At 59.7% G+C, this 23886-nt stretch carries 24 protein-coding genes and 1 pseudogene; 17 read left to right on the top strand and 8 right to left on the bottom strand.

The genetic code is table 11. The annotated features are described in order from the left end of the window. Positions 1–103: 103 nt before the first annotated feature. The 4 genes from rplQ to KF691_10480 all read left to right on the top strand — a co-directional run bounded on the left by rplQ (position 104) and on the right by KF691_10480 (position 3560). A complete protein-coding gene (gene rplQ, locus KF691_10495) occupies positions 104–727 on the top strand; it encodes a 50S ribosomal protein L17 (protein ID MBX3389868.1) in 624 nt (207 codons plus the stop codon). Positions 728–826: 99 nt separating this feature from the next. Further along, positions 827–1867: a phenylalanine--tRNA ligase subunit alpha gene (pheS, locus tag KF691_10490; protein ID MBX3389867.1), complete on the top strand. Its 1041-nt coding sequence runs from the start codon at positions 827–829 to the stop codon at positions 1865–1867. 234 nt (positions 1868–2101) lie between these two features. Beyond that, positions 2102–2728, top strand: coding sequence for a nucleoside monophosphate kinase (locus tag KF691_10485; GenBank protein MBX3389866.1), 627 nt, complete (start codon positions 2102–2104; stop codon positions 2726–2728). Positions 2729–2771: 43 nt separating this feature from the next. Then, on the top strand, positions 2772–3560 hold the full coding sequence (locus tag KF691_10480) for a prepilin-type N-terminal cleavage/methylation domain-containing protein (protein ID MBX3389865.1): 789 nt from the start codon (positions 2772–2774) through the stop codon (positions 3558–3560). 54 nt (positions 3561–3614) lie between these two features. Here KF691_10480 and KF691_10475 read toward each other — a convergent pair whose 3' ends face one another. Beyond that, complete coding sequence (locus tag KF691_10475) at positions 3615–5282, bottom strand: transglutaminase domain-containing protein (GenBank protein ID MBX3389864.1); 1668 nt, start codon at positions 5280–5282, stop codon at positions 3615–3617. 136 nt (positions 5283–5418) lie between these two features. On the opposite strand from KF691_10475, the gene KF691_10470 reads away from it, so the two are divergent. After that, complete coding sequence (locus KF691_10470) at positions 5419–6321, top strand: prepilin-type N-terminal cleavage/methylation domain-containing protein (GenBank protein MBX3389863.1); 903 nt, start codon at positions 5419–5421, stop codon at positions 6319–6321. A gap of 135 nt (positions 6322–6456) precedes the next feature. Here the strand turns inward: KF691_10470 and KF691_10465 are convergent, their stop codons facing one another. After that, positions 6457–6921 (bottom strand): nuclear transport factor 2 family protein, encoded by a 465-nt coding sequence (locus KF691_10465; GenBank protein MBX3389862.1) that lies wholly within the window; start codon positions 6919–6921, stop codon positions 6457–6459. A 191-nt stretch (positions 6922–7112) separates the two neighbouring features. On the opposite strand from KF691_10465, the gene KF691_10460 reads away from it, so the two are divergent. The 4 genes from KF691_10460 (at position 7113) to KF691_10445 (ending at position 11002) form a co-directional block, all read left to right on the top strand. Then, a complete protein-coding gene (locus KF691_10460) occupies positions 7113–8627 on the top strand; it encodes a class II fumarate hydratase (protein MBX3389861.1) in 1515 nt (504 codons plus the stop codon). Between the two features lie 469 nt (positions 8628–9096). Continuing rightward, positions 9097–9669 (top strand): hypothetical protein, encoded by a 573-nt coding sequence (locus KF691_10455; protein ID MBX3389860.1) that lies wholly within the window; start codon positions 9097–9099, stop codon positions 9667–9669. Continuing rightward, positions 9666–9854, top strand: coding sequence for a hypothetical protein (locus KF691_10450; protein MBX3389859.1), 189 nt, complete (start codon positions 9666–9668; stop codon positions 9852–9854). Before KF691_10455 ends, KF691_10450 begins: the two co-directional genes overlap by 4 nt. A 494-nt stretch (positions 9855–10348) precedes the next feature. Beyond that, positions 10349–11002 (top strand): hypothetical protein, encoded by a 654-nt coding sequence (locus KF691_10445; protein MBX3389858.1) that lies wholly within the window; start codon positions 10349–10351, stop codon positions 11000–11002. A gap of 52 nt (positions 11003–11054) precedes the next feature. On the opposite strand, the gene KF691_10440 is transcribed toward KF691_10445, so the two are convergent. Next, entirely contained in the window at positions 11055–11567 is a 513-nt protein-coding gene (locus tag KF691_10440) for a hypothetical protein (GenBank protein MBX3389857.1), read from the bottom strand. Positions 11568–12079: 512 nt separating this feature from the next. Between KF691_10440 and KF691_10435 the strand changes: the two genes are divergently transcribed. Beyond that, positions 12080–13657, top strand: a complete 1578-nt coding sequence (locus KF691_10435) for a hypothetical protein (protein ID MBX3389856.1) — start codon at positions 12080–12082, stop codon at positions 13655–13657. Positions 13658–13780: 123 nt separating this feature from the next. Here the strand turns inward: KF691_10435 and KF691_10430 are convergent, their stop codons facing one another. Then, a complete protein-coding gene (locus KF691_10430) occupies positions 13781–13999 on the bottom strand; it encodes a hypothetical protein (GenBank protein ID MBX3389855.1) in 219 nt (72 codons plus the stop codon). 98 nt (positions 14000–14097) lie between these two features. Here KF691_10430 and KF691_10425 point away from each other — a divergent pair. From KF691_10425 to KF691_10415, 3 genes and pseudogenes are all read left to right on the top strand, one after another. Further along, positions 14098–14226 (top strand): annotated as a pseudogene (locus KF691_10425) (transposase). A 217-nt stretch (positions 14227–14443) separates the two neighbouring features. Further along, positions 14444–15298: a hypothetical protein gene (locus KF691_10420; GenBank protein ID MBX3389854.1), complete on the top strand. Its 855-nt coding sequence runs from the start codon at positions 14444–14446 to the stop codon at positions 15296–15298. A 67-nt stretch (positions 15299–15365) separates the two neighbouring features. Continuing rightward, on the top strand, positions 15366–16046 hold the full coding sequence (locus KF691_10415) for a hypothetical protein (GenBank protein ID MBX3389853.1): 681 nt from the start codon (positions 15366–15368) through the stop codon (positions 16044–16046). A 280-nt stretch (positions 16047–16326) separates the two neighbouring features. Here the strand turns inward: KF691_10415 and KF691_10410 are convergent, their stop codons facing one another. Both KF691_10410 and KF691_10405 read right to left on the bottom strand, forming a co-directional pair. Beyond that, positions 16327–16662 (bottom strand): ribonuclease E inhibitor RraB, encoded by a 336-nt coding sequence (locus KF691_10410; protein MBX3389852.1) that lies wholly within the window; start codon positions 16660–16662, stop codon positions 16327–16329. A gap of 9 nt (positions 16663–16671) precedes the next feature. Further along, positions 16672–17328, bottom strand: coding sequence for a hypothetical protein (locus tag KF691_10405; protein MBX3389851.1), 657 nt, complete (start codon positions 17326–17328; stop codon positions 16672–16674). 298 nt (positions 17329–17626) lie between these two features. Between KF691_10405 and KF691_10400 the strand changes: the two genes are divergently transcribed. The 4 genes from KF691_10400 (at position 17627) to KF691_10385 (ending at position 22187) form a co-directional block, all read left to right on the top strand. After that, positions 17627–18223 (top strand): transposase, encoded by a 597-nt coding sequence (locus KF691_10400; GenBank protein MBX3389850.1) that lies wholly within the window; start codon positions 17627–17629, stop codon positions 18221–18223. A gap of 107 nt (positions 18224–18330) precedes the next feature. Beyond that, on the top strand, positions 18331–18630 hold the full coding sequence (locus KF691_10395) for a hypothetical protein (protein ID MBX3389849.1): 300 nt from the start codon (positions 18331–18333) through the stop codon (positions 18628–18630). 286 nt (positions 18631–18916) lie between these two features. Then, the gene (locus KF691_10390; GenBank protein MBX3389848.1) at positions 18917–19606 is read left to right on the top strand and encodes a hypothetical protein; all 690 of its coding nucleotides are present in this window, start codon (positions 18917–18919) and stop codon (positions 19604–19606) included. A gap of 343 nt (positions 19607–19949) precedes the next feature. Next, entirely contained in the window at positions 19950–22187 is a 2238-nt protein-coding gene (locus KF691_10385; GenBank protein MBX3389847.1) for a hypothetical protein, read from the top strand. Between the two features lie 193 nt (positions 22188–22380). Here the strand turns inward: KF691_10385 and KF691_10380 are convergent, their stop codons facing one another. Continuing rightward, positions 22381–22884, bottom strand: coding sequence for a tail fiber domain-containing protein (locus KF691_10380; GenBank protein ID MBX3389846.1), 504 nt, complete (start codon positions 22882–22884; stop codon positions 22381–22383). Beyond that, on the bottom strand, positions 22857–23852 hold the full coding sequence (locus KF691_10375; GenBank protein MBX3389845.1) for a hypothetical protein: 996 nt from the start codon (positions 23850–23852) through the stop codon (positions 22857–22859). Before KF691_10375 ends, KF691_10380 begins: the two co-directional genes overlap by 28 nt. Between the last annotated feature and the right edge of the window lie 34 nt (positions 23853–23886).

The following is a 23886-nucleotide window of genomic DNA, read 5'->3' as shown; positions in this document are numbered from 1 at the left end:
GCTTCAAAGCCCGTCGAAATTGAGTTTTTCGGCGGTCCAGCCTAGTATTTCGGCCCTGAACCGTGCGGCATTCGGCCGCTCGGCCCTGTCTGGAGTTTGCGTCATGCGCCACCGTCGCGCCGGATCCCGTCTCACCCGCACATCATCGCACCGCGACTCGATGCTGCGCAATATGGCCGCGTCGCTCTTCGAGCACGGCCAGATTACCACCACGATTCCCAAGGCCAAGGCCGTCCAGCCCTTTGTCGAGAAGATCATCACCGACGCGAAGAAGGGCGACCTCGCCTCCCGTCGCCGCGTGATCTCGAAGCTCGGGCACGATCGCCTCGCCTTCGAGTGGATGTACTTGCCGAAGAACGCCAGCGAAGCCGAGAAGGAGCACGTCAAGAACCTCCGCGAATTCCGCGAGGGCTTCTTCGATCTGCCCAAGTCGGAAGAAGTCGAGCGCAACCGCTACGGTGAACTGCGCAAAGCTCCCAAGCTCGTGAAGCACATCTTCGAGCGCGTCGCGCCCCGCTTCACCGATCGGCCGGGTGGCTACACCCGCATCGTGAAGCTCGGACGCCATCGCATCGGCGATGCCGCGGAACTCTGCGTGCTCCAGCTCGTCGGCAACGAAGAGGGGCCGGAAATCGGCGGCAAGCCGAGCACCCGCCGGCGCATCGCCGACAAGCGCACCGCTTTTGCCGCCAAGGTCCGCAAGGACAAGGGCGAAGCGAAGGGCTGAGAACGCCACAGAAGCAAATGTTTGTTGCGAGGCTCACCAATCGGTGAGCCTCGTGCATTTCCATAGGACCTACTTCTCTTCTCCCTACCATCCCGCCCAATGCTCGACCTGATCGAATCACTCGAAAGGAACGGCCTCGCCGAACTCGGTGCGACGACCTCCGCCGACGCGCTCGAGAATTGGCGCCTGGCGTATCTCGCCGGCAGCGGCAAGCTCAAGGCCGCGATGGCCGGGTTCAAGGACGTGCCGAAGGAGCAGAAGCCCGCCGTCGGCGCGAGGATGAATCAAGTCAAGGCGGCGCTCGAGCAGGCGTTCGAAGAAAAGAAGGCTCAGATCGCGACCGCCGCATCGGCGCACGTGCAGCGGCTGGACATGACCGAACCCGGTTTTGTTTCGAGCCAGTCGATGGGCCGCGCGCACATCATCACGCGCGTGATCGACGAACTCTGCGAAGTCTTCGGACGCATGGGTTTTGAAGTCGCCGAGGGGCCCGAGCTCGAAGATGACGAGCACAACTTCATCAAGCTCAACATCCCGGCCGGCCACCCCGCGCGCGACCCCGCGGACAATTTCTACGTCGATGACCCGCGCACGACCGCGCGCCCGCGCATGATCCGTTCGCAGACTTCGACCGTGCAGGTGCGCGTGATGGAAGCCGCCGTCAAGGAAGGCGGGGGCAAACTGACCCGCCCGATCAAGATCATCTCGCCCGGGCGCGTCTACCGGCCCGACACGGTCGACGCGACGCACTCGTTTATGTTCCATCAGATCGAGGGCCTCTACCTCGATCGCGGTGTTTCGATGATCGATCTCAAGACCACACTCCTGCAATTCGCGCGGGCCTATTTCGGTGAGGATGCCGAGGTTCGTCTGCGGCCTTCGTACTTCCCCTTTACCGAGCCGAGCGCCGAACTCGACATGAAGATCCGGCTCCGTCCCGATCAGCCCGCACGCTGGATCGAACTCGGCGGCTGCGGTATGGTCGATCCGGCCGTGCTCGAACACTGCGGCATCGATCCCGAGGAATGGACCGGGTTCGCGTTCGGATTCGGCATCGAGCGAATCGCGATGGGGCGCTATTCAATTCCCGACATCAGGCTGCTCTTCGAGAACGACTTGCGATTCCTCCGGCAGGTCTGATCTCGGCGCTGCTCACACTCCACGAATCGGAGAATGCCGCCGTGCCACACTCGCGCTGGGCAACGTCGGGAGTTCCGATGTAAGCGCTTCCGGACGCGCAAACCCCGCCGAATTGCGGGGTTTTTCGTTTCCAGGCCGCCCCGTCCCCAAGGCCCGCCGCCGGCAATCCGATTACACTTTCGACCCCCCCATCCGGGGCGTTGTCATTCTTGCGCTCTTGAGACGGAAAACCTCATGGCCGACGACCGCTACCAGACCATTCTCCTCTTCGGCGCACCGGGCGCCGGCAAGGGGACCCAGGGCAAGATCCTCTCGACGATCCCCGGCTTCTTCCACATGTCGACGGGCGAGATGTTCCGCAACATCGACATCAACTCCGACATCGGCAAGATCTTTTTCTCCTATTCATCCCGCGGCGAACTGGTTCCCGACGACGTCGTCATCCGGCTCTGGTCCCAGACCATCCACGCGTACACCACGCTCTCGATCTACAAGCCCCGCGCCGATCTGCTCATTCTTGACGGCCTGCCCCGCAACGTCGCGCAGGCGCGCCTCATGCACAAGTACATCAATGTGCTGCGCATCGTTCATCTCAAGTGCGAGGACAAGGAAGAGATGATCAAGCGCCTCGCCCGGCGCGCACTCAAGGAAAACCGCCCCGACGATGCGCGCGAAGAAGTGATCCGCCGGCGCTGGGACGTCTATGAGCGCGACACCTTCCCGGTACTGGATTTCTACCCGAAGAATCTCGTCACCGAAGTGAACGCCGTCGGCGCACCCGCCAACGTGCTCTGCAAAGTTCTCGAAGCCGTTGCGCCCGTGCAGGACAAGCACTTCCGCAATCCGCTCGCGGACAAATAGAAGCGTCACGCCGGGGCGGCAAAAACCCGGAATACGCTTCTGCGTGCGCCGCGCCTTCACCCTTATCGAACTCCTTGTCGTCATCGCCGTGATCGCGGTCCTGATCGGCGTGCTGCTTCCCGGTCTTGCACAGGCCCGCCTCACGGGGCGCTCGCTCGCCTGCCTCTCCAAGCTCAAGCAGATCGGCGTGGGCGTCACGCTCTACTTCAACGATTTCCGCGACACGCTGCCTCAAACAAAGGGCGCACTCCCCGCCGGCGGCACCGCCGTCATCGGCGCACTCTTCGGGGGCACCAGCGGCACGCTTCCCTTCTACGGCATCAACACCACCGGCGCCGACAAGCGACCGCTCAACAAGTACGTCGTATCGCTCGACTTGAAGCCCGCGATCAAGGGCGAACCTCGATTCGAGCTCGACGCGTTCCGCTCGCCTCTCGATCGCGGCGCGCGAAACACCGGCGTTCCTATTCCCGGATTCGACTCGACCGAGTCCTACTACGAACTCGTCGGCTCCAGCTACACGCTCAACGATCACGCGCTCGAAGGCGATGAGGTACCGACGCTCGTGCCGCGCACCGACACCGGCGACGGCGGCCCGATGCCCTTCGTCGGTGACACCGGAAAAACATGGATGATCGGCACGCACCCGATCTACAACTTTCAATCCGGCGGCGACCGCGGCAGCATCTGGTATCACCCTTCCCACATCGAGGCGAACCTGCTCTACGTCGATATGCACGCGCGCATGCGGGTGCGAGTTCCGCCGGGGATCACAAACACGACCGACGATTACACGTTCTTGCCTTTGCCCGAGTCGAACACACTCAAATAGCACAGCGCTTCGTCCGCAAGTCGCGCGGCGAAGCTGAACAACAAAGCGAGCCGTTCACCGCACCTGGTTCGGCGGGTTGTTGCTCTCGCCCTGGTTCTTCTTCGCGTTCTGGGGCGAGGTACCCGCGCGGCTCGTGCTCACTGTCACCTGCTGCCCGAGATTCACAGGCACGCCGGGCATGAGCACCCAGCCCCACAACGCCGGATAGCCGTAGCCCATCACGGTCGTGGGGGGGAAAGCCTGCAGCGCGACGGGGACCATCGAATCCGCATACGTCAGGGTTCCGATGTAATTCCACGGTTCATCGAGGTTGCCCATCGCGTTCGAGGTGAATCGGAACTGCTGATAGTCGATCGGTACCCAGTTGACCGTCTTCTTCGCTTCGTCGTAGAGGCAATACTCAACCCAGCAACGGAACCGGTCGTTGCTCGCAAAGTGAACGAGCGAGTTCCCGTCCGAGACGTCCTGCATCGCCTGATAGCCGTACACCAGTCGCGCGGGCAATCCCGCCTCGCGCATGCACGCGACGAGCACCGTTCCCATGTCCTTCACGCCGATCTGCCTGGTCTGCAAAGCCAGCGGCGCGCCGAGCAGATCAAGGCCCAGGATCGACTGGGGCAGCGTCCCCCAGTAAATATCGGGTCGGCCCGGGATCATCCCGTGCACCACTTTGTGCGTCAGATACTTCGCCAGCTTGTGAGGCGTCACGGCCTTCGGGTTGCCGTTGGTCCATTCGCGCACGGCGTCCTGGACCGGCTTCATGTTGTACATCTTCATCTCGTACGTCACGGGGTCGATCCCGCAATCGATGAACATCTGCGGCTGGAAGCACGCCGCGGCAATCTCCGGCCACGGGCCCTTCGGCCACTCCACTTTGCACGCGCCCGCGTCGTCGATGAAGGTGCGCGTCGAAGTCGACGGAATCTCGATCATCAACTGAACCGTCTTTGTCTGCGTGTTCTGCTTTTCCCAGTACCACTTGCCCAGCATCACGCCCGCCGGATAAAGCTGACCGTTGGCCATGGTTCGGAGGAGAACCGGCGCCGGATTCTCCGCCGTCCACTCCTTCGCGAAACCGCCCGTCATGACATCGTGTCCTTCGAATCGCAGCCAACTTCGAACACCCGAAATGTTCACCTGAGAGTTGCTCGCATTCGCGACGATCGGAAAAACCATCGTCATGGAGTCGAACACAAACGGCGTGCTGCTCTGCACCCAGAGCGCCGGATTGATGCTGCCGTTGCTCGAAAGATCGACGATGATTTGCAGCAGCCAGTCCTTCGGCACCGAGGTGGTGATGTACGGACCCTGCGTGACCTTTGGCCATTCCGGCGGCGCTCCCTGCATTCCGGCCTCAGGCGTCACGACCGGCCCGGTTGTAGGCGTGGTCGGCCGATTCTGGGGTGTTGTCGAGCCCGGTCCGGTCGGTGTGGTCGTTCCGGGAACCTGTCCGTTTGTCGGGTTTGTAGCACCAGGCGGATTCGAAGGGCCGGGCCGATTGTGCGGCGTGTTGTTGGTGGGCGTGTTGTTGGTGGGGGTGCCGCTGGTGGGGGTGCCGTTGGTGGGGGTGCCGTTGGCCGGACTGCTGGGAGCAGGAGCGTTCGAAGCCGGAGCGTCCGGCGCTTTCGGAGCGCTCGGCTTTCCGGGTGTCGTCTGCGCGACGGCCATTCCAGCGCCAAGCATCGCGAGCACCGGTGCTTTCCACACATTCTTCAACTTCATCGCTTTGCTCCCGTCCCTTGCACGAGCCGCTCACCGGTCCGCGCGCCCCTTCACACGACGCTCACAATTATCCGATCATGAACGCCGCGTGCGCGCCGGTCGCAACATTGTACCGCATTCCTTGTAAGCTTCCCGCATGCAGAAACGCGAGCACCGACGTGCCTTCACCCTTATCGAACTCCTGATCGTGATCGCGATCATCGCGACGCTGATCGGCATCCTGCTCCCCGCACTCGCCGCGGCACGAAGGGCCGCACGCGCCACCGTCTGCCTCAATTCCCAGCGGCAATCCGCGATCGGCATGCACGCGTACGCCGGAGATAACAAGGAAATTGTCATCCCGTCGTACAACATGTCCGACACCACCGGCGTCAACCCGTGCGACGGTTGGGCGCCGATCCTCGATCGCGACGGCTACATCGCCGGCGGCGTCCAAACCAAGGCGACTGTTTTCTACTGCCCCGAAACGATCGATGTCGAAGGCATGGCCACCGGCCAGACCGGAACGGATCAGCAGCTCCCCAAAGGCTGGATGGATTGGCCCAACATGCGGACCGGTTCGAAGAATTCTCCCGTGCTGATTCCCGAGCGCGGCTTCAACCGAATCATCCGCGTCTCGTACTGGATCAACGCGAACAACCCGATCGGCAGTCAGGTGGCCACCATCGTTGACGATGAATTCTTCACCGGCTCGGTCGGATACGGTCCTGCCGCGGACGGCAAATTCATCAAGCACACGCGCTTCTCCGCGCTCAAGCGGCCTTCGTCCTTGATTGCGACCGCCGATGGCGTTTACGCCGGTCGCCAGCGCGACAACAAAGTCGGAACCACCAACTGCCGCGTCGGCTATCGCCACCCGGGCGCGGGAGGTGGCGCGGCAAACGTCGCCTTCGCCGATGGCCACGCTTCGATCGTGACCGCTCGCGATTTTCCGCGCGGACTCAACGGCACGACCGATCTCGACCTCGTTCGCGAAGAAAACTCGTACGGCAAGCCCACCGTCTACGCCGACCCGGACAAATCACTCGCGGTGAAATAAGAAGGCCGTGCGACGCACGGCCCAAGGACCCCGCGAACGGGGTTGATCAGAACGACACGAATTGTTGTGCGCCGGCCTGTCCCGGCGCTGTGATGTCTTCGCGTTTTCCGACTGCCCAGTGCCTAGTGCCTTCTCCTATTTCTCGTCCATGCCGCAGCCCGGGTAGAAGAACTTCGCCTCGCTGATCTTCCCGTTCTTGACGGTGTAGAGCGCCGTCTCCTGCATGTTCATCCGCATGCCTTTCATGGGGCCTTCGTTGAACGTGCTGTCGAGGCTCATCGGCAGCAGGAATTGATCCCCGTTCACCAGCGGCTTGCCAACCGTGTGCCCGTGGATCGTGATGCTGTCGTGGAACTGCTGCGCCTTCTGCAGCAGAGTCGACTTGCCCTCGGTGATGCGGTCGCATCCGGGGCCGCCCATGACTTCGATGTGCTTGGCGTTGTCCGCGTAGAGCTCCTTGATCGCATCGAGGTTCTTTCTCGCTCCGATCATTTCGGTTAGCTTCTTCGCGACGGCTTCGGTCGCCTTGTGCTCGGCCGACATCGGGGGCATTTCGAACGCGGGTTTGGACGTGGGGGTGGGGGTTGCAGTTGTGCTCATACCAAAAGACTATCACGGGATTTGCCCACTGCCAACACCGATTTTCAGCGTGAAAAGAGGCACTTGGCATTAGGCACTTGGCATTCGGGAAAGAAATTCCGTGTGCCCATTCCGCACTCCGCACTCCGAACTCCGCACTGCCTTTTCCCCCCTAGTGCCAAGTGCCCAGTGCCTCTTCCTAAACTCCTCGCATGACCACAGCCTCCCCGTCCACCCGTACCGAAAAAGACACCATGGGCGAGATGCAAGTGCCCGCCGACGCCCTCTACGGCGCATCCACCCAGCGTGCCGTCCTCAACTTCCCCGTCAGCGGCCGCCCCGTCCCCGAAGAAGTCATCAAGGCCTACGCCATTCTCAAATCCGCCTGTGCCGCGGTCAATCACAAGCTCAACCGCCTGCACGAGCATCGCACTAAGGCGATCATCGAAGCCTGCAACGAGATCCACGACGGCCTGCCGCGCTTCGGCGGCCTCGCGAAGCACTTCCCCATCGACATCTACCAAACCGGCTCTGGCACCTCCACCAACATGAACGTCAACGAGGTCATCGCCAACCTCATCTGCCTCCAGAAACACAAACCCATCGGCTCCTCCAAAGACACCGGCTACATCGACAACGAAGGCGGCGTTCACCCCAACGACCACGTCAACGCCGGGCAATCTTCCAACGACACCTTCCCGACCGCGATGCACCTCGCCGCGGCAATCGCCATCCACACCCGCCTTCTCCCCTCCATCAAGGCGATGGCCACCGACCTCGAGTCCAAAGCCGCCGCCTGGGACAAGATCGTCAAGATCGGCCGCACCCACCTCGCCGACGCCACACCCATCCGCCTCGGCCAGGAATTCAGCGGCTTCGCCTCCCAGCTCCGCCACGCCGAGGAGCGCCTGCATCGCGCGCTCCATGCGCTCTCAGAACTTCCGATCGGCGGCACAGCCGTCGGCACGGGCATCAACGCCCACGAGAAATTCGGCGCGATGGTTGCCGCGGAACTCACCGCGCGCGTCGGTGTTCACTTCCGCGAGGCCACCAATCACTTCGAGGCGCAGGCCGCCAAAGACGCCATCGTCGAAACCAGCGGCATCCTCAAAACCATCGCCGTCAGCCTCAGCAAAGTCGCCAACGACATCCGCTGGCTCGGCTCCGGCCCCCGCTGCGGCATAGGCGAGTTGGTGTTGCCCGCCGTCCAGCCCGGCTCCAGCATCATGCCCGGCAAAGTCAACCCCGTCATCGCCGAATCCCTCATCATGGTCTGCTGCAGCGTGATCGGAAACGACACCGCCGTCACCCTGGGCGGCGTCGGCGGCGTCGGCTCCCTCCTCGACCTCAACGTCGCCATGCCCATGATGATCCATCACCTCTTGGACAGCATCAACCTGCTCAGCCGCGGCTGCGACATGTTCACCGAAAACCTTTTGAAGGGACCAGGGGTGGGGCTCCAGCCCGACGAAGCCCGCTGCAAGAGCCTCATCGAAGGCTCTCTCGCCATGTGTACAAGCCTCGTCCCCGTCATCGGTTACGACAAGTCCGCCGCACTCGCGAAAGAGGCGTTCAAGCAGGGGAAGACCGTCCGCCAGCTCGCCCACGAGCAAGTGGTGGGGCAGAAGGATGTTTCTGGTAGGCTCATCACAAAGGAGCACATCGATGAATACCTGAACCCGTGGTCAATGACGTTGCCCGGAGGTGAAGGCAGTGCCGGAGGCTAATGGTTTTCCCGAACGCCAAATGCCTATTGCGCAGTGCCTTCCTGCGCAAGGACGCTGCCGGGTGGGGAGGGCTCCGCACGCGGTTGAGGCATTCCTCTAGTGCCAAGTGCCTAATGCCCAATGCGTTCTGGTATCCTCCGATCGTGGGCGATGACGTTGCCGGGGGGTGAGGGGGCGGCGGGCGGTTGATAGGTCAACCAACTGGAGGTTGCCGAGATGGGAGAAGAGTTGGGGCAGTTGACGGCCCCAAACGCGAACCGTAAAGGGCATTCCTTCACATACTTTGTCGAAAACGGATGCCCTATTGGGACTGGAGTGGGCTTCGAAGACAATGAGTCGACTGCCAGCAGATCTTGGTCAGCAGTGACCTTTGCAAGCGAATCTAGCGAATACCCAGACGGCGTGTAGGCTAGAATTCGAAATCAGTGGCAGACTGGGTCCGGTTTGGCATCCTTGCGGGCGTTTGCGAATGCTTGACAACGAAAAAGTTTGTGATTTGTTCTATCGCGAGTACCGCGCCCAACATGAAGCGACAGACGCAATCTACACCAAGTATCAGTTTGCTGTCGCGACAATCGCATTGATTGGGGGCATTGTCGGTGCCCTATCACGGCGTGATTTGCTCCCTTTGTTTTGGCTGCGCATCGACGTTTGTGTTTATTATATTCTTGTTTTTGTGTCGATGGCTTTTATTGGATGTGCAAGTGTCTGTCTCGTGATCAGCATCACGCCACGAAAATTTCAGCAACTGGACGGTCTGCAAAAATGGCAAAAATGGCGTTCCGATTACAAAGACGACGTGATCGCGTCCGGATACGGGTCACAAGAGCCGCATTTGGTAGATGACGCAGTTGCGCATGCAACCTGCGAGCAAGCCACAGCGCGGCTCGCTGAAGCAACAGATTGGAATGCCACCAAAAATAACATAAAACTTCGCTGGTTCAACATGTGCTTTTATTTCACTGTCGGTGCAATCGGTGTAGTGGCAGCACAGGCGGTCATGCATACCATCCTCTTGCTCAACGAGGTAAAACTGCCATGAGTGATTCGATTGAGCCGGGCCAGCAAGCGCAGCCCCCTATGCTTGAAAAAGCGACCGGTACGCCACCATTGCCCAAGTCGTTGACGCAGTCGAAAGCCAAGGAAAACAAGTCGCCACCCACCCCCAAGGCTGCGCCAGAGAATATTGTTGTGACGGCGAAAGAATTGGAAGGACCCAATCCATGAGCGAGAATCAGCCTTCGTCCCCTCCTCCCGCGAGCCCGGCTCCCACGAATCAAACAACACAAAAGTCTGCACCCCTGCCACCGGCGCCGAAGCCTGCGCCACAAAATGTGCTGATCACTGAAGGGACTCGGCGAGTTCAGCCCAAGCAGTGAAGTGGCGCGATGGGTATGAAGGCCTGTTGCTCCCGCCGGGGTACGTTCCCGGTGGGACGTAGCACTCCCATCAAGGAGCAACAGGCATGGAGACTGTACCCGTGTACGTGGGGCTGGATTATCACCGTCGGAGCGTGCAGGTCTGCGTCGTCGATGCCGGCGGGCGGGTGCTGAGCAATCGCAAGTGCGGCAACAGCATTGCCGAGATCGTGGGCCAGGTGCCGCAGTCCTGCCGCACCGAACTGTCACCGCGAATAGGGCGAATACCCCACCGGCGTTGGTTGCGAGACAGCTGCGCACTGGCTAAGAATGCGGGTACGAGTATTCAAGTGCGAGGAACAAATGAAAGTAAGCGGTAAAGGATTGGTTGAGTTCATGCGCGCTCGTGCTGATCGTCAGCGGTCAATTCTCTATACGCTGAAGTTTCCCGATGAAAAAGAGCGAGCGAGTCGCGGCAGTTATTACAGCACAGCAAAGAGGAATATCATTGCTTTCCACCGCGAGTCCCATCCAATCGGATGGCTCGCCACTCAAGCCGAGAGCATCGATGCCAAAGCTAAAACGGCGGCAAAGGATAGTGAAAAAAAGCGATTGCAATCGAACGCCAAAGCGCTGCGTCACTACGCGCAACATTTCGGGAATCGACAATTTGTCGTTCAGCCCACTGCAAGATTTGGGCTGACCATCGGCAGTGTGGAAACGTCCGTTGCCCCCGAACTCTACGTTTCTGAAAAGGGCCGACTGCAGTTGGTCAAGCTCGAGTTCAGCCCGCAACTGATGGCACCAGATGTTGTGCAACTGTTCTTGCGATTTCTCGCGCATGCAGCTGCGAGGAACGGTTCGCCAGTAACGCCAACACACTGCTTTCTCTATCACGTGCCGACGGGCGATGTTTATCGCTCGCCGGGTATCGGCTCGAGGTTCGTGAAGGAGTTGGAAGCCGCTTGCCAGACTGTCGAGGACATTTGGGACAAGTTGAAAAAGCGCGCGGCATGATTGAAAACCTCAACCCGAAACCCGCTGACTTTGGCAGGGGCGGGTGGCACTTCTATGAAGACCCGTCGGAAGTCAAGCCGTGAAGAGCACCCACGCGCGCGTTCATGCCGGGGTCTTCGGGCGGATCGGGATTCACAGAGAGCCAGCCGTAGTGTGTGTGGTCAGCAATCATGAACCGCAACCCAATAAAGAAGGCGCCGGCAAAGTAGTCGACTTGGCCAAAATGATTGAACGAGACAATCAGGAAATCGCCGCCGGGCTCAAAGTGGCTGGCTGGCCCGATGGATGTCCCCTCGGCGAGTCCTTCAAACTCGTTGACCACCACTCCGCCCAGGCCGTCCAGGCTCTCGACTTGCAGAAAAAGGTTGGTGTGGAATCCCCCTTCCATGCTCCAACTGCGCACGCCGAATCGCGGAGCCCCGGGCACGGGAAGCGTGAGGTCGTGAAAGCCGACTTCCCAAAGTGTCACTCGGACATCAAGGGGCGTGTAAACAACTTCAGCGCGCACGACCTCCGTACTGGCGCACGTCACCAGAAGAGCTGACAAGGCAAGAAGTCTTCGCATAGAGAACCCCTCCATTGCAGTATGCCACCAATTCAGGGCAGGTGCAAGATTCTCCGGCGGCCGGTGGCCCGGACCTTGCCTCCTTCTGCGTCGCTCCGAACCCCACCCCACGCGTCGTGCCACTGACCTCGGTTCCTCCGGCGTCGGTGTGCTTTCGGCCCTTCCGTCCTTGCCTCCCCCCAACCCAAACCCATTGACCTTGAAGTAGGGTCATTGGCACGACGCGATCAGCCGCCACCATCACGCAATGAATCCATCTGGTAAAGTGCCCGAACTGGGCCAACACAAGCCCGGTCGGGGGCAGTCGATTGTTTGAAAGACTGGCATTCAAGCTCTTGCGGGAGGTTGTGGGTGATCGGCCTTGGGAGTCGCATCCCGCCGCGGCATACTTGTTCGTCGGTGGGCTTCTGCCGGGGCTGGCAGGTGCCGCCGGTTTGGTATTCGGATCACTCGGGTCTGCCACACTAACAAGTCCGCAGGTTCTGTGTCATGTAATTATGGAGTAAAGTAAAATGGAGTACGTTTTCATTAGTTACGCAAGTCGATCTTTGCCCATCGTCGCAAATATTGCCGGGGCCTTAGACGCAATTGGTGCCTGTCCACTTGTATATCAAAGACCGAACGAGGCAACTGCAGTCGATTCCGATACGCTTACAAAAATTAGAAATCAGATTGAATCGTCTGCTTTCTTTATTCAAGTTCTAGATGGAAGTGCTGGAACTTCTGTGGAGTCACATGACGGCACCTCAATTTTACAACTTGAGATGGATTGGTATCTTCAAGCTCGCGCGCGAACCGGCGGTCGTCGACTTCTTCCCCATGTCGTTAGTTTCCCGCCAAGCTCAGTCGGCGACGAGCGAAAAACATTTGATCGCTATGTAAGATGGTTTGAGAACAGAGGTATTGGATACGAGCCTGTGTCAGACTCCGCGAGCGCAGTGAGAGTGGCATTAGGGTGGTTTGTGAGGCACCGGTATCGATCCATTGAATTAACAACGCTAGACGGAAGTCTGGATATTGCAGTTGGCGATCCGCCAGTCGATCAGGCTATTGATTTTGCATTAGTGCGAGGATATCCTTTGCCGCAGAAATATTTGTATACGTCTCCGGTTGCAGCGTTGCTATGGAACAAATTGCTTCAAGCAAAAAACAGCAAAACGCGGCAATTCTATGAAACAATCGATTATCGAAGTGCGAATCTCTCTGGCATTAAGAAGATGTTGACCGCCTTTGGCGATGCTCCACATACTCTTCCGTTGTCGGTTATTGCTCTGGGATGCGGCAGCGGGAGGCGAGAATGTGACCTGATACAGACGATTTCTCGCTTAATGCCGCACAGAAAAGTGCGTGTTCTACTGGTTGATGTATCCAAAACCCTTATCGCACAAGCGGCGAGGTATTTCAGTGCCCAAGAGTTTGGCGTTGGTGCGAGCGACGCCTCGATTAGTTTCGCGCTCGCGGATTTTGAGCATCCAAGAAGCGTTGCCGCTCTTATGAAGCATTGGAGTGGAGAATCACTATGTATCTCTCTTTTATTCGGAAATACTCTTGGAAATATTGATTCCAGCACTTTCTTGCAATCAATATCAAGTGCGATGAAGCCGCAGGATATTCTTGCTGTGGAAATTGCTATCGCCAATGAAAATGAAATAAGAGAAGCTACGCGTCTAAGCGCAAGTGGACGAGGGTGGGAGCGTGCTGACACGCAGCGAGATGAGAATTTTGAATTTGTTTGCGGGCCAATAAGGGCGCTTGGGCTACATCCAAAGACCGAAAGATTTCGTTCAAAGACACAGATTGGCGATTATGCTGTTCATAAATACTATGGTTACGCGTTAGAATCAAAGGACATAGAGGAAATAGGCGCTGTTGCGCACGACCTTACTGTTCAAAAGGCGCTCTTGCAGCTTATCAAGGTCGACTCTTTTATTGAATCAAATCTTGCTACGCTGTATCCAAGCGATCTTCGTATCGAAGCTGTAGATATTGTAGATTGCGAGCGGGTTCAGAAACATGGAAGATCCTCGAAAATGGGATTTGTGGTTGCGGAACGAATCAAGACGCCTCCTTCCAACTTGATTGACAGGTGAGTTGATAGGACGGCGCGATGGGTATGAAGGCCTGCTGCTCCTTCCGGGGAACGATCCCGCTGGGACATAGCACTCCCATCAAGGAGCAACAGGCTCTGTACCTGTGTACGTGGGGCTCGATTATCACCGTCGGAGCGTGCAAGTCTGCGTCGTCGATTCCGGCGGGCGGGTGCTGAGCAATCGCAAGTGCGGCAACAGCATCGCCGAGATCGTGGGCCAGGTGCCGCAGTCCTGCCGCAGTCCTGCCGCGCCGAGCGCGTCGCGGTCGAGAGCTGCTGCGGCGCCGCCGATCTTGCGGAAGACCTTCGGGACGGACCGGGTTGGCCCGTCACGCTGGCGCATCCGGAGTATGTCTCCCGGATGAAGCACAACCCGGATAAGAGCGATTACTCCGATGCACGCATGCTCGCTGAACTCTCCCGCGCCGGCTTCATTCCGCCGAATATCCGGGTGTCGGCAAGGTCACGGCCTGGTCGATGCGGGCGCTCATCGGCGACTTCTCGCGCTTCCGTTCCGGCAAGCAGCTCGCGTTCGCCACACTCGGTGAACCTGCACACGCGTTACCGTAGATGCCGTACGACGCGGCTGCACCGAGGTTGGTTCGACAACGTGCTCAGTGGGCAAAAATTGCATTGTACAATTTACAATCAAAATTAGTGTCGATGTCACACGCCACCTTCCAGTTACGCCCGCTTTATGGCGGCGTCTCTGTCGCGTGTGGCGACGAAGCGGCTGGGGCTTATGGGTTGGCCTCGCGTGGGGCACATTCCCGTAAGGAGATGTTTCATGTTGTCAAGAAAAATGCGTTCGTTCATCCGCGGCAGTTCGTTGGCTGCTACTCTGTTGTTGACAGTTGGCGGGGTGTACGCTTTGACAGCCTGCACAGTGCGATTTCCGCAGGCTCCTGGCGCCCCGGAAGTTGAAGTGAAATGGCCCGAGCCGGGGACAAAGACCCCTTCTCCCGACACTCCAGGAGTGACTATTCCGAATCCGCTAAACCCCGGCCGTACGGTGACCGGCTACGACACAGACGGCGATGGCGAAATTGATCTGGTCTATGACCCGATGACGAAGTCGTGGTACCGGATAAAAAAGATCACCCCCGGTGGAGGCACACCGGCTATCGCGGTTGGAATCGGGGAAGGCCCGGTCGATTACGATGGCCCGCACAATGATGCCCGTCCGTACTATGTCCTCGATGGATGCCGGTTATCCGGGGCCCCGCTTGACTGGGGTGCCGCCACTGCGGAGGACTTCATCGAGAACTTGGGACTCGATGCAGCGAGTTCTACGACGTCAACCGTGACTGGTCTTGTCCAGACCCATGAATTCGATTCCGAGGGCGAAGCAGACATCACGGTGATGTGGTCGACCGATCAAGCTCTCGTGAATCCGAACGATTATTCCCTTTGTTCCGCCATGTATGCGCTGCCCAGCACAATTGCGGGCGCACCGGCTGGCATGCAGATCCACGTTCGAGGCGAGTGGCGTAGCGTTTCGAAATGGTTGCTGGCGATGGGCTTTCAACGCTTCTCGATGCCGGTGGAAGGGGTTGACTGGACCCTGACCGCTGTGCCCGGACAGTCCGCTGTGGATGTTGCCATCGGCGGGATATATGTTGAAACCATTTCTCTAAACTAGCGACATGCAATTTCGAATCAAGATGCTCTGGGCTTTGGCGCTTGCGAGTCTGATTCTCGCGGGCTGTGTGACAAAGAGCACGCAGCCCGCGAGTCATTTTGAGATTCCCGAAGAAGTGAGAGCCGTTCGTGTTTGTCTGGTGGCTGATCCGCTGAGCGAAAAGCCCTGGTCCGGCTCGGGTGTTCCCGTCGGCGATCAGATTCTTGCGACGACGATGCATGAATTCTCGTTTCTTCCTCTGACAGCACGCCCCCTGCGTTTGGATGGCCGCCAATTTCAGGCGGAGGTGTATTCAACGGGCGGAACCGACTGGCGCATTGATGCAAACGATTGGTTGCTCGCCCGAATCGATTCTGACGATCTGCGCCCCGCAAGCGGGACGCAGATCGATTTTGAACGAGAGCTGCGCCAAGGTGCCCGCGTATACCTGATCGGATTCCCTGGCGACCCAACAAGGATCGACCGGACACTGGCGGAACAGATGAAACCGCAAGTGTTTTCAGGGAGTCTGGTTGCTCAAGGATCAGACGGCCCACGCACCTTCCGAGTGAAACTGGACGACGACGCCAGCCTCGGCGGCATCAGCGGCGGTGCAGCGGTAGTTCTTGACGAGGTCAAACGAGAGGCTGTCGTTGTGGGGATTTGTCGGGGAGCAGCGGTTCAATCTGTTGGCATCGGTCTGATTTCGTGGACGTTTGGACGGGAACAAGTGGTGGTCAGGCCTGTTCTCTCAACTCCCCAAAAGTGAACTTGTTCATGCGCCGTCAACGGGTGGCACCGATATTCCCTCCTTCTACGGCGCGATGGGTATGAAGGCCTGCTGCTCCTTCCGGAGAACGATCCCGGTGGGACGTAGCAATCCCATCAAGGAGCAACAGGCTCTGTACCTGTGCATGGGGGGCTGGATTATCACCGTCGGAGCGTGCAGGTCTGCGTGGTTGATGCCGGCGGGCGGGTGCTAAGTCCGGTCGCACTTTTCCTCTCGTCACCAAGCCCCGATCTCATTCCTGGTGTTGCCGCAGGAACGTCTACTCACCCGCATTCCCAAAGCTTCCCCACCCATCCGCTTCCGCCCCGAACGGTCGCCCCGCGATATTCAGCTCGCGTTGCGCATCCAAGATCGCCGTGTGCGAGGGAACCATCCGTCTGCTGCAATAGCAAATCCACTCACCAGAAGGCTCGTCTTTGTCGAGGTCCGCTTGATACCCGAGCCGAGTTGCTGCGGCCGCGAACGCTGCACCAGCTTGTTCGTTTGGGACCGACATAGCAAAGTCAATTGTCATCGGACGCGTAAGGTCCGATCCGCTTTGCCAGAGCCGGCGAAGTGCATCTCCGTCACTATCGCTTGGAAGATTGAGTGTCATCGCGCGCCCTCAACCCCGATTCACCTCTTGCAACCAGTCCCACGATTTCGACCTGTAGTCGTCGTGCGCCTCCCGAACTCGCTTCATCACTTCCTGCTCGCTCATCGACTCAAACGCCTTCTTCGATACACGGCCGTACGTCCTGCCGTGCACATTCGAAACACCGTAGCTGAAACCGCCAAACTCCTCTTTCAAATCCAGCCAGTAACCTTTCTCAAGCATTGCGAGGTCTTGTTCAACATACGAACGACGCTCCGCGTCCTTTTCGTTGGTGAGCATCTCTCGAACGTCCGGCACGTACTCCTTGCACTCCCACTTCACCGTTCGCGAGCACGCTTCCAGGCGAACATCAAACACACGATCGACAAAGCCAGCGCGGATCATTTGATCCGCTGCATCTTCCGGCCGCGGCTTCTTGAGCGTCGAATACCGCAGCATCAACAAGCGCGCTTTCGCCGGCGACTTCCGAAATAGGGACGTCAGCCATTCTGTCGGCTCGGCGTGGGCACAAGCAATGCAGCCTGCACAACGCGCGCCGGCAATAACGGCATACACATACTTGCTCTGAACAAGCTTCTCCGCATCTCGAAACCACGAAGGCGATACACGTTTCCGCCGCCCAGCCTCCAGCCATGCGTTCACAGCCATGCACAGCCGTTCGCCCATCGATGCAAGTTTCGCATCCTTCACCATCTCTTTCGCGTCATCCGCGAGAATCAAGAGTTTGTGTCGGCCCTGTTTCAAGAGAAGCAGAATACAGAAACCTAGTGGGGGATCCGGCAGATGGCCCTGACGTTGCCTCCACTTCGACCCGCGAAACTCACCCCACGCGTCGTGGCACTGACGTCGGTTCCTCCGACGTCAGTGTGCGTTTCTGCCTTTTCTGCTTCCCGAACGCAAACCCACTGACCTTGAAGCAAGGTCAGTGCCACGAATCGCTCACCATTCTTGTATCTTCCTCTTCGTGTCGCTCCCCATCGACATTCTCAGGCCTCCCAGCAAGAAACTCCATCGCCGCGAGCACGGAGTCCGATTCATCACCTTCTCCTGCTTCCGCGGACTGACTCTCCTCAGCAAACCCGGCGCACGAAAAGTCTTCGTCGATTGTCTCTACGAAGCCCGCGAGGAATTCGGGTTCGCCCTCTACGCCTGGGTCGTCATGCCCGAGCACGTGCACATCCTGATGCACACTCGCCGCAAAGCCCCGATGGCGACGATCCTGAAATCCATCAAACTCAAGACGTCGATCCGCATCCTCGCGCGTTGGAAAGAACTCCGAGCGCCGATCCTCCTCAAGATCCTCGGCCCCACCGGCCGTCCGCGGTTCTGGCAACCCGGAGGGGGCTTCGACCGCAACGTGCGCGACCACTGCGAGTTCATGAAAGAAGTCCGCTACGTCCACCGCAACCCCGTGAAGCGCGGCCTCGTCGATCGCCCGGAGCAGTGGGAGTGGTCGAGCGTCCGCTGGTGGATGGGCGAACATGACGGACTCCCGTGCGATCCTCCGCCGCTCTACGACGACGAACTCGCCGGATTTCTTGCCGCGCGGGGATTCATGTAAGTCGTGGCAATGATGTCGGTTCATTCGACGTCCATGTGTCTTTCTGCCTTTTCTGCTTTCCGATCCAAACCCACTGACCTTGAAACAAGGTCAGTGCCACGACGTCAATGCCACCAGCCGCCGACTATCAGAAGCTCGATGGCGCGATTGCATTCGAAGAGACCGAGAGAGAATTGCTCGTCTCCACGCTTGTCGAGCTGAGCAGATTCAGCGAGGACTGCTTTCTTCTTCCCGCGAGTTTCCAGGCGTGCGCCTTGCTCAGCCACCACGATGTGGTTCATGTGGACTTCCCGTCGCTCGAACTTTGCGAGGCGTTCGTTGCGAGCATGGCCGGCGCGGGCTATACCCCCTTGCCGCGCATCCGCCCGACTGGACGTTTCGATTCAACCCCGACGGGGTGCCGGTGAAGAGGGCTGGGGGCGCTGACCTTCCCTGATTCCGCGACCCCGAACCCTACACACGCGTGCAAAAGACCTTGGTTCCCCGAAGCCAGTGTGTGTCTTTCCGCCTTTTCTCCCTCCCCTCCCAAGCCCACCGACGAGCAGAAGCCCAGATCCGCGGAACGACCTTGCCGCCACCTCGACGCGTGGCCGAATTCTGTTCATGTCGTAGGTCACATTCGGTTATTGCTTGCGTTGCCGTGTCGCGGGCGATAAATTACCTCTGCTCTGGGGAACTATTGAGGAGGAGACCATGAAGTTACTGACTGCCGCCCTCGCTATGGGGATCGCTTCGAGCGCACTGAGCGCGTACACCGTCCAATCCCGCTTTTCTGAAGTCAAGAGAGTGAGTTGGAATTGGCTTGAGGGCAATTCCTCTTCCTCGCTCGGTTCCACAACTTCGTTCAATCCGTTTATTGTCTACACCAATCCGGGGAATCCCAACCCCGCGAACGTGTACCAGGAGTCTTCGCTCTCGGCTTTCGGCGCGACCTACCGCGGCTACACCAGCGCATGGGGAACGTCCGGTCCGCCCGCGGGTTCCAATCGCTACGGCCAGTACGAAACCTCTTCGTTCGAACTCAACTTCAACCTCTCGACGACCGAGTCGTACGCGCTTGCCGGCAGCTTCATCCGCGGACTCAACGGCAACACCACGCTCAAGCTCGAGCGGATCTCCGGCACGCCGACAGTTTTGCGCAGCTTCGTCGCGGATTGGAACAGCCCGAATTGGCAGCCCATCGATGTGAACTGGACCGGCGTCCTCACCGCGGGGAACTATCGCCTCTCGATCTTTGAAACAGGCGCGCAAGCCCCCAACGGCGAAGTCGGTCAGATGACCCAATCCAATTTTACCTTCCAGGTTCCCGCCCCCGGCGCGCCCGGGGCATTCCTTGCACTCGCGCTCATCGCCACGCGTCGTCGCCGCAACGGAGCCTGCTGACCCCCACGCTTCCCCAATCTCACGCTTCCTGCACGCTGATCTCACCGCTTGAGGTCAGCGTGTTTCTTTTCGGGGAAACAAGGGTCGCGGCGGGTGGCGCCGACTCTATCAAGCCAATGTCTGTGGCACGATGCCGCCCGCCGCTCGCGTTTCGGCACGCGGCTGAATCAAGATGAATCGTGGAAATTTGATCCGAAGAACGCCGGATTCTTGGCAAAAACTGAGCGCCAGCGACCACTGGATTGCAGTATTCTAAAGGAACGTTTAGTTTTGCCCGCGCCGTTGCCCGGGAGGGGGATTCGGTGCGGGGAAGTACCTGATGGCCGTTCAGAGAGAGGGTGCTATGAGAACACGTGAAGACGGAGCGAAAGCCTTGCGGAACGGGATTCGCGCTGGCGCGATGATTTTGGCCGTCATGGCCGGAGCGTTGCAGGCACAGGTTGCGTTGGCGCAGCCCGTGCAGACCGGCCAGCCACTCGGCGAAACCGTCGGCGTGCCCTGGGTCGGCGAACGGGGAATTACCGAGTCGGTGCAGGAGATCGTCGCGCGAGATTCTCTGATTCCCGGGTTTGTCCGCGAGGTCAAGCCGTTCTTCTTTGACCATCACAGCAACTTCATGATGCAGGACCCGGCGTCGGCGGCGGTGCCGAAGTGGCCGTTCGACGGAAACTGGAACGTTGTTTCCGGCAGCGGGTTTCCGTCACGCGTGATGCAGCACGTCAACGGATTTGATGAGGGCATGCTGCTGCCCCAGACGATCAGCAACGACTTCATCGCGGCCACCATCGCGCAGTCGGGGTTTATTCCGCCGGACACGATGGGCGACGTCGGGCCGACCCAGATCATGACGCCTCTGAATGGAAGGATCCGCGTCTTTACGAAAGCGGGCGTCCTCACTGCGGTCAACACAACGACCGACTCGTTCTTCAACTCGGTGCGGAACGGCTCGACGACCAGCGACCCGCGGGTTGTCTACGACAAACTCAGCCAGCGATGGTTCGTCGTGATGATCAACACCTCGTCGCCGAACCGGATCATGATCGCCGTGAGCAGCGGCCCGGTCATTACGAGCACCGCCAGCTTTACGTTCTATCAGTTCCAGCAGGACTCCACCGGCGGCGGCACCGCGGATAACGGCGCGTTGGCCGACTACCCCTCGCTCGGCGTCGACGCGAACGCGCTCTACATCGGCTGCAACATGTTCAACCCATCGTATACGGGCACGACCGGCTGGGTCGTCCGCAAGTCGAGCGTGCTGAGCGGCGGCCCGATCGTGGTGACCACTTTCCGCCAGATGTCGCCGGTCAGCGGCGAAGGTCCGTATTCGCCGCGGGGTGTGTCCAATGACGATCCGGCCGCAACCGAAGGCTATTTCCTGGGCACGAGCAATATCGCGCTCGGGCGCTTGGTCCTCCGCCGGATCAGTGATCCGGGTGGCACTCCCTCGATCTCGTCAAACATACTGCTGACCGTTCCCACGACGGCGAATCCGATCAACGTTCCCGCGCAAGGGAGCACAACCGCCGTCGATGCGTTGAATACCCGGCTGTACGATGCGCGCATCTACCGCAACCGGTCCACCGGGAGCAGGACGCTCTGGACAGCGCACACCATCCAGGTGAACTCGTCCGGAGTGGCCAGCTCGTCGGGCGGACGCAACGGCGCCCGTTGGTATCAGATCGGGAATCTGACTGCAACTCCGACGCTCGTGCAATCGGGCACGCTCTTCGACAGCGCCGCTTCGAGCCCGAGGTATTACACCTTTCCGACAGTGGCGATGAGCGGCCAGGGTCACATGGGGCTCGGCGCAAGCTTCGGCGGCGCCGTGAATTTCATGTCCGCCGCCGCGGCCGGACGGCTCTCGAGCGATCCGCTCGGAACGATCCAAGCCCCGACCACAATCGTCGCGGGCGCCGGTTCGTACAACGTCATCGGGAGCGGGCGGAACCGCTGGGGAGACTATTCGAGCACCGTCGTCGATCCCGAAGACGATCAGTCCATGTGGACTTTCACGGAGTATGCGAGCGCCGTCGATACCTGGGCGATTCGGGTGACCAAGCTGCTCGCGCCACCTCCGGCAACGCCGTCGTTGATCACGCCGGGCTCGGTGGAGCAGGGCCAAGCCAATGTGAGCCTCTCGGTGACCGGCACGTCCGTCGCCGGGTCTGCGTTCTACGACACCGAACCGGGTTTCAACCGGCTGCAAACCGCGTTCTCCGGCGCGGGAATCACGGTGAACTCGATCGCCTTCAACAGCGAAACGTCGCTCACCCTGAATGTGTCGGTTTCGGGCGGGGCCGCGACCGGGCTGCGGAATCTCACGGTCACGAATCCGGACGGGCAGAGCGCGACGGGTATCGGTTTGCTTGAAATCAAAGTGAAGTGTGTCGGCGACCTCAACAACGACGGGCTGGTGGATGATTCGGACTTCGTGATTTTCGCGGCCGCTTACGACATTCTCGATTGTTCCGACTTGGCCATGCCACCGGGCTGCCCGGCCGATCTCAACGGCGATGGGTTTGTGGATGACGCCGACTTTGTAATCTTCGCGGCGGCATACGACGCACTTCTTTGTCCGTGACGAGGAATCCAACGGATGGGTTCTGGCCATCCTTGATTCCTCGATTCCTCGATTCTTAAACTCCACTCCAACGATGCGCACACTGGCCTCGGGTTCCTCCGAGGTCAGTTTTTATTTCTGCCTTGTCTTTTCTCCATTCAAACTCACTGACCTTTCCAGCCAGCCGGCTCATCCTCACTACCGAACCATCCGCTCACCGGCTGCCGGACTCTTGAACAAGACTTTCGAGCCGATCCAATCGCTCGCGAAGTGCCGCGAGTTCGCGATCCTTCTTTTCAAGTTCCCTCTGCTGGTCCTTGATTGCCCGGATTGCCAAAGCGGTGAGCCGCGTGTAGTTCAGCCCTTCGGGCTTGCCGTCGATGAATGTCACCGCTTCGGGCAGAACCTTGGCCACATCTTCGGCGATCATGCCGACATCCTTTGTTCCACCGACGGATCCGATCTCGGGCATGTTTTCGTTCCAGGTGAATTCGACGGGTTCGAGCTGAACCAGGCGGTCGAGCAGGGGCCGCACGTCGTGCTTGTAGCGGGCGCTCGAAGCGTTGGTAAAGCCGACACACCGCAAGGCGCCCTGCACATCGAGCTTGGTGCCCGCCGTCGGTAAGGCCGGGCCCATCGCGATTCCGCCGGCCTTCTGGATCGTGAAAGCGCGGCCGTTGCCGACGTCGTCTATGTAATAGTTCCCGCTCGTGTCCATGCCGCTGCCCCACTTGACGGCGCCGCCCGCTGCGAAGTCGACGATTGCCGCGATCTGCACGCCCGGAGAATCAACGCGAAGAACGGCGTGGTGGTCGGATTGGTCACGCGCACCCAACCGAGGAAGCCCGACTGACCGCCGAGGCCGCCCGCTCCGCCCGCGCCGGCGGTGAGCGTCAAGACGCCGCCGTTACCTCCGTTCTTGAGCGTGCCTCCCGTTCCGCCGTTCCCAGCGGTGATTTCCATCGAAGTTCCGGGCCCGCCGTTTGCCAGAAAACTTCCGCTCGCTCCATCGGGCGCCCGAAGTTTGACCGGGCCCGCGGGGTCGATGCGGAAATACTCGATGGCGTTCGCGAAGATCGAGAGCTGGCCGTCGCTTCCCCAGTTGAGCCCGGTGTCGGTATCGCCGACGGCAAAGGTGATCGTCGGGGCGCCGCCGAACCCGGACGGATCAACATACATGTTGCCCTTGAGATCCAGATCGGCCTGGGGCGAAGTGGTGCCGATGCCCAGCCGGTCTTGCGGGTCGATGTTGACCAGCGGCGAAGCGGCACCGGGAAGCCGCGACCCGAGCGAGCTTGCCGTGATGGCGTGCGGTACGGGCGAGAGGGATACACGGGGTGAGAGCACCACATTTCCGCCGGCTGCGTCGATTTCGATCTCAAGAAAGCGCGACCCGCCGGTGAACGCCGCGCTTCCGTACTCCGCGGCGGTGTTCAGTTCAACGGTGAACGCGCCGGCGGCATCGGGGGAGAGAATCGTCGAGAAGGTCGAGCCGATCTGCGATCCGCCCGTCGCGACGTCGTAAAGGCGGAAGTATGCGCGAGTCGGCGTGACGACACCCCTGCCGCCGCTTTGCAGACGACCCTGGTATGTGAACCCGGGTGAGAACGGGCTTTGTGCCGCGGCTTCGAGAGCGAGCGCCGTGCAGCCACAAAGGACGATCATCGCACACCATGTCCGTCTCATGACAAGCCTCCTGACGATAACGATGAGTTGTGAG

Source organism: Phycisphaeraceae bacterium, from assembly GCA_019636555.1.
GTDB lineage: Bacteria > Planctomycetota > Phycisphaerae > Phycisphaerales > UBA1924 > JAFEBO01.
This window is presented reverse-complemented; position numbering and strand designations above follow the sequence as displayed.

Excerpts from the sequence above, each read along its gene's own strand:
- rplQ (MBX3389868.1), top strand. The coding sequence starts at position 104 with ATGCGCCACCGTCGCGCCGGATCCCGTCTCACCCGCACATCATCGCAC.
- pheS (MBX3389867.1), top strand. The coding sequence starts at position 827 with ATGCTCGACCTGATCGAATCACTCGAAAGGAACGGCCTCGCCGAACTC.
- KF691_10485 (MBX3389866.1), top strand. The coding sequence starts at position 2,102 with ATGGCCGACGACCGCTACCAGACCATTCTCCTCTTCGGCGCACCGGGC.
- KF691_10475 (MBX3389864.1), bottom strand. The coding sequence starts at position 5,282 with ATGAAGTTGAAGAATGTGTGGAAAGCACCGGTGCTCGCGATGCTTGGC.
- KF691_10470 (MBX3389863.1), top strand. The coding sequence starts at position 5,419 with ATGCAGAAACGCGAGCACCGACGTGCCTTCACCCTTATCGAACTCCTG.
- KF691_10465 (MBX3389862.1), bottom strand. The coding sequence starts at position 6,921 with ATGAGCACAACTGCAACCCCCACCCCCACGTCCAAACCCGCGTTCGAA.
- KF691_10460 (MBX3389861.1), top strand. The coding sequence starts at position 7,113 with ATGACCACAGCCTCCCCGTCCACCCGTACCGAAAAAGACACCATGGGC.
- KF691_10455 (MBX3389860.1), top strand. The coding sequence starts at position 9,097 with ATGCTTGACAACGAAAAAGTTTGTGATTTGTTCTATCGCGAGTACCGC.
- KF691_10450 (MBX3389859.1), top strand. The coding sequence starts at position 9,666 with ATGAGTGATTCGATTGAGCCGGGCCAGCAAGCGCAGCCCCCTATGCTT.
- KF691_10445 (MBX3389858.1), top strand. The coding sequence starts at position 10,349 with ATGAAAGTAAGCGGTAAAGGATTGGTTGAGTTCATGCGCGCTCGTGCT.
- KF691_10440 (MBX3389857.1), bottom strand. The coding sequence starts at position 11,567 with ATGCGAAGACTTCTTGCCTTGTCAGCTCTTCTGGTGACGTGCGCCAGT.
- KF691_10435 (MBX3389856.1), top strand. The coding sequence starts at position 12,080 with ATGGAGTACGTTTTCATTAGTTACGCAAGTCGATCTTTGCCCATCGTC.
- KF691_10430 (MBX3389855.1), bottom strand. The coding sequence starts at position 13,999 with ATGCGCCAGCGTGACGGGCCAACCCGGTCCGTCCCGAAGGTCTTCCGC.
- KF691_10420 (MBX3389854.1), top strand. The coding sequence starts at position 14,444 with ATGTTGTCAAGAAAAATGCGTTCGTTCATCCGCGGCAGTTCGTTGGCT.
- KF691_10410 (MBX3389852.1), bottom strand. The coding sequence starts at position 16,662 with ATGACACTCAATCTTCCAAGCGATAGTGACGGAGATGCACTTCGCCGG.
- KF691_10405 (MBX3389851.1), bottom strand. The coding sequence starts at position 17,328 with ATGGGCGAACGGCTGTGCATGGCTGTGAACGCATGGCTGGAGGCTGGG.
- KF691_10395 (MBX3389849.1), top strand. The coding sequence starts at position 18,331 with ATGCCACCAGCCGCCGACTATCAGAAGCTCGATGGCGCGATTGCATTC.
- KF691_10390 (MBX3389848.1), top strand. The coding sequence starts at position 18,917 with ATGAAGTTACTGACTGCCGCCCTCGCTATGGGGATCGCTTCGAGCGCA.
- KF691_10385 (MBX3389847.1), top strand. The coding sequence starts at position 19,950 with ATGAGAACACGTGAAGACGGAGCGAAAGCCTTGCGGAACGGGATTCGC.
- KF691_10380 (MBX3389846.1), bottom strand. The coding sequence starts at position 22,884 with ATGGACACGAGCGGGAACTATTACATAGACGACGTCGGCAACGGCCGC.
- KF691_10375 (MBX3389845.1), bottom strand. The coding sequence starts at position 23,852 with ATGAGACGGACATGGTGTGCGATGATCGTCCTTTGTGGCTGCACGGCG.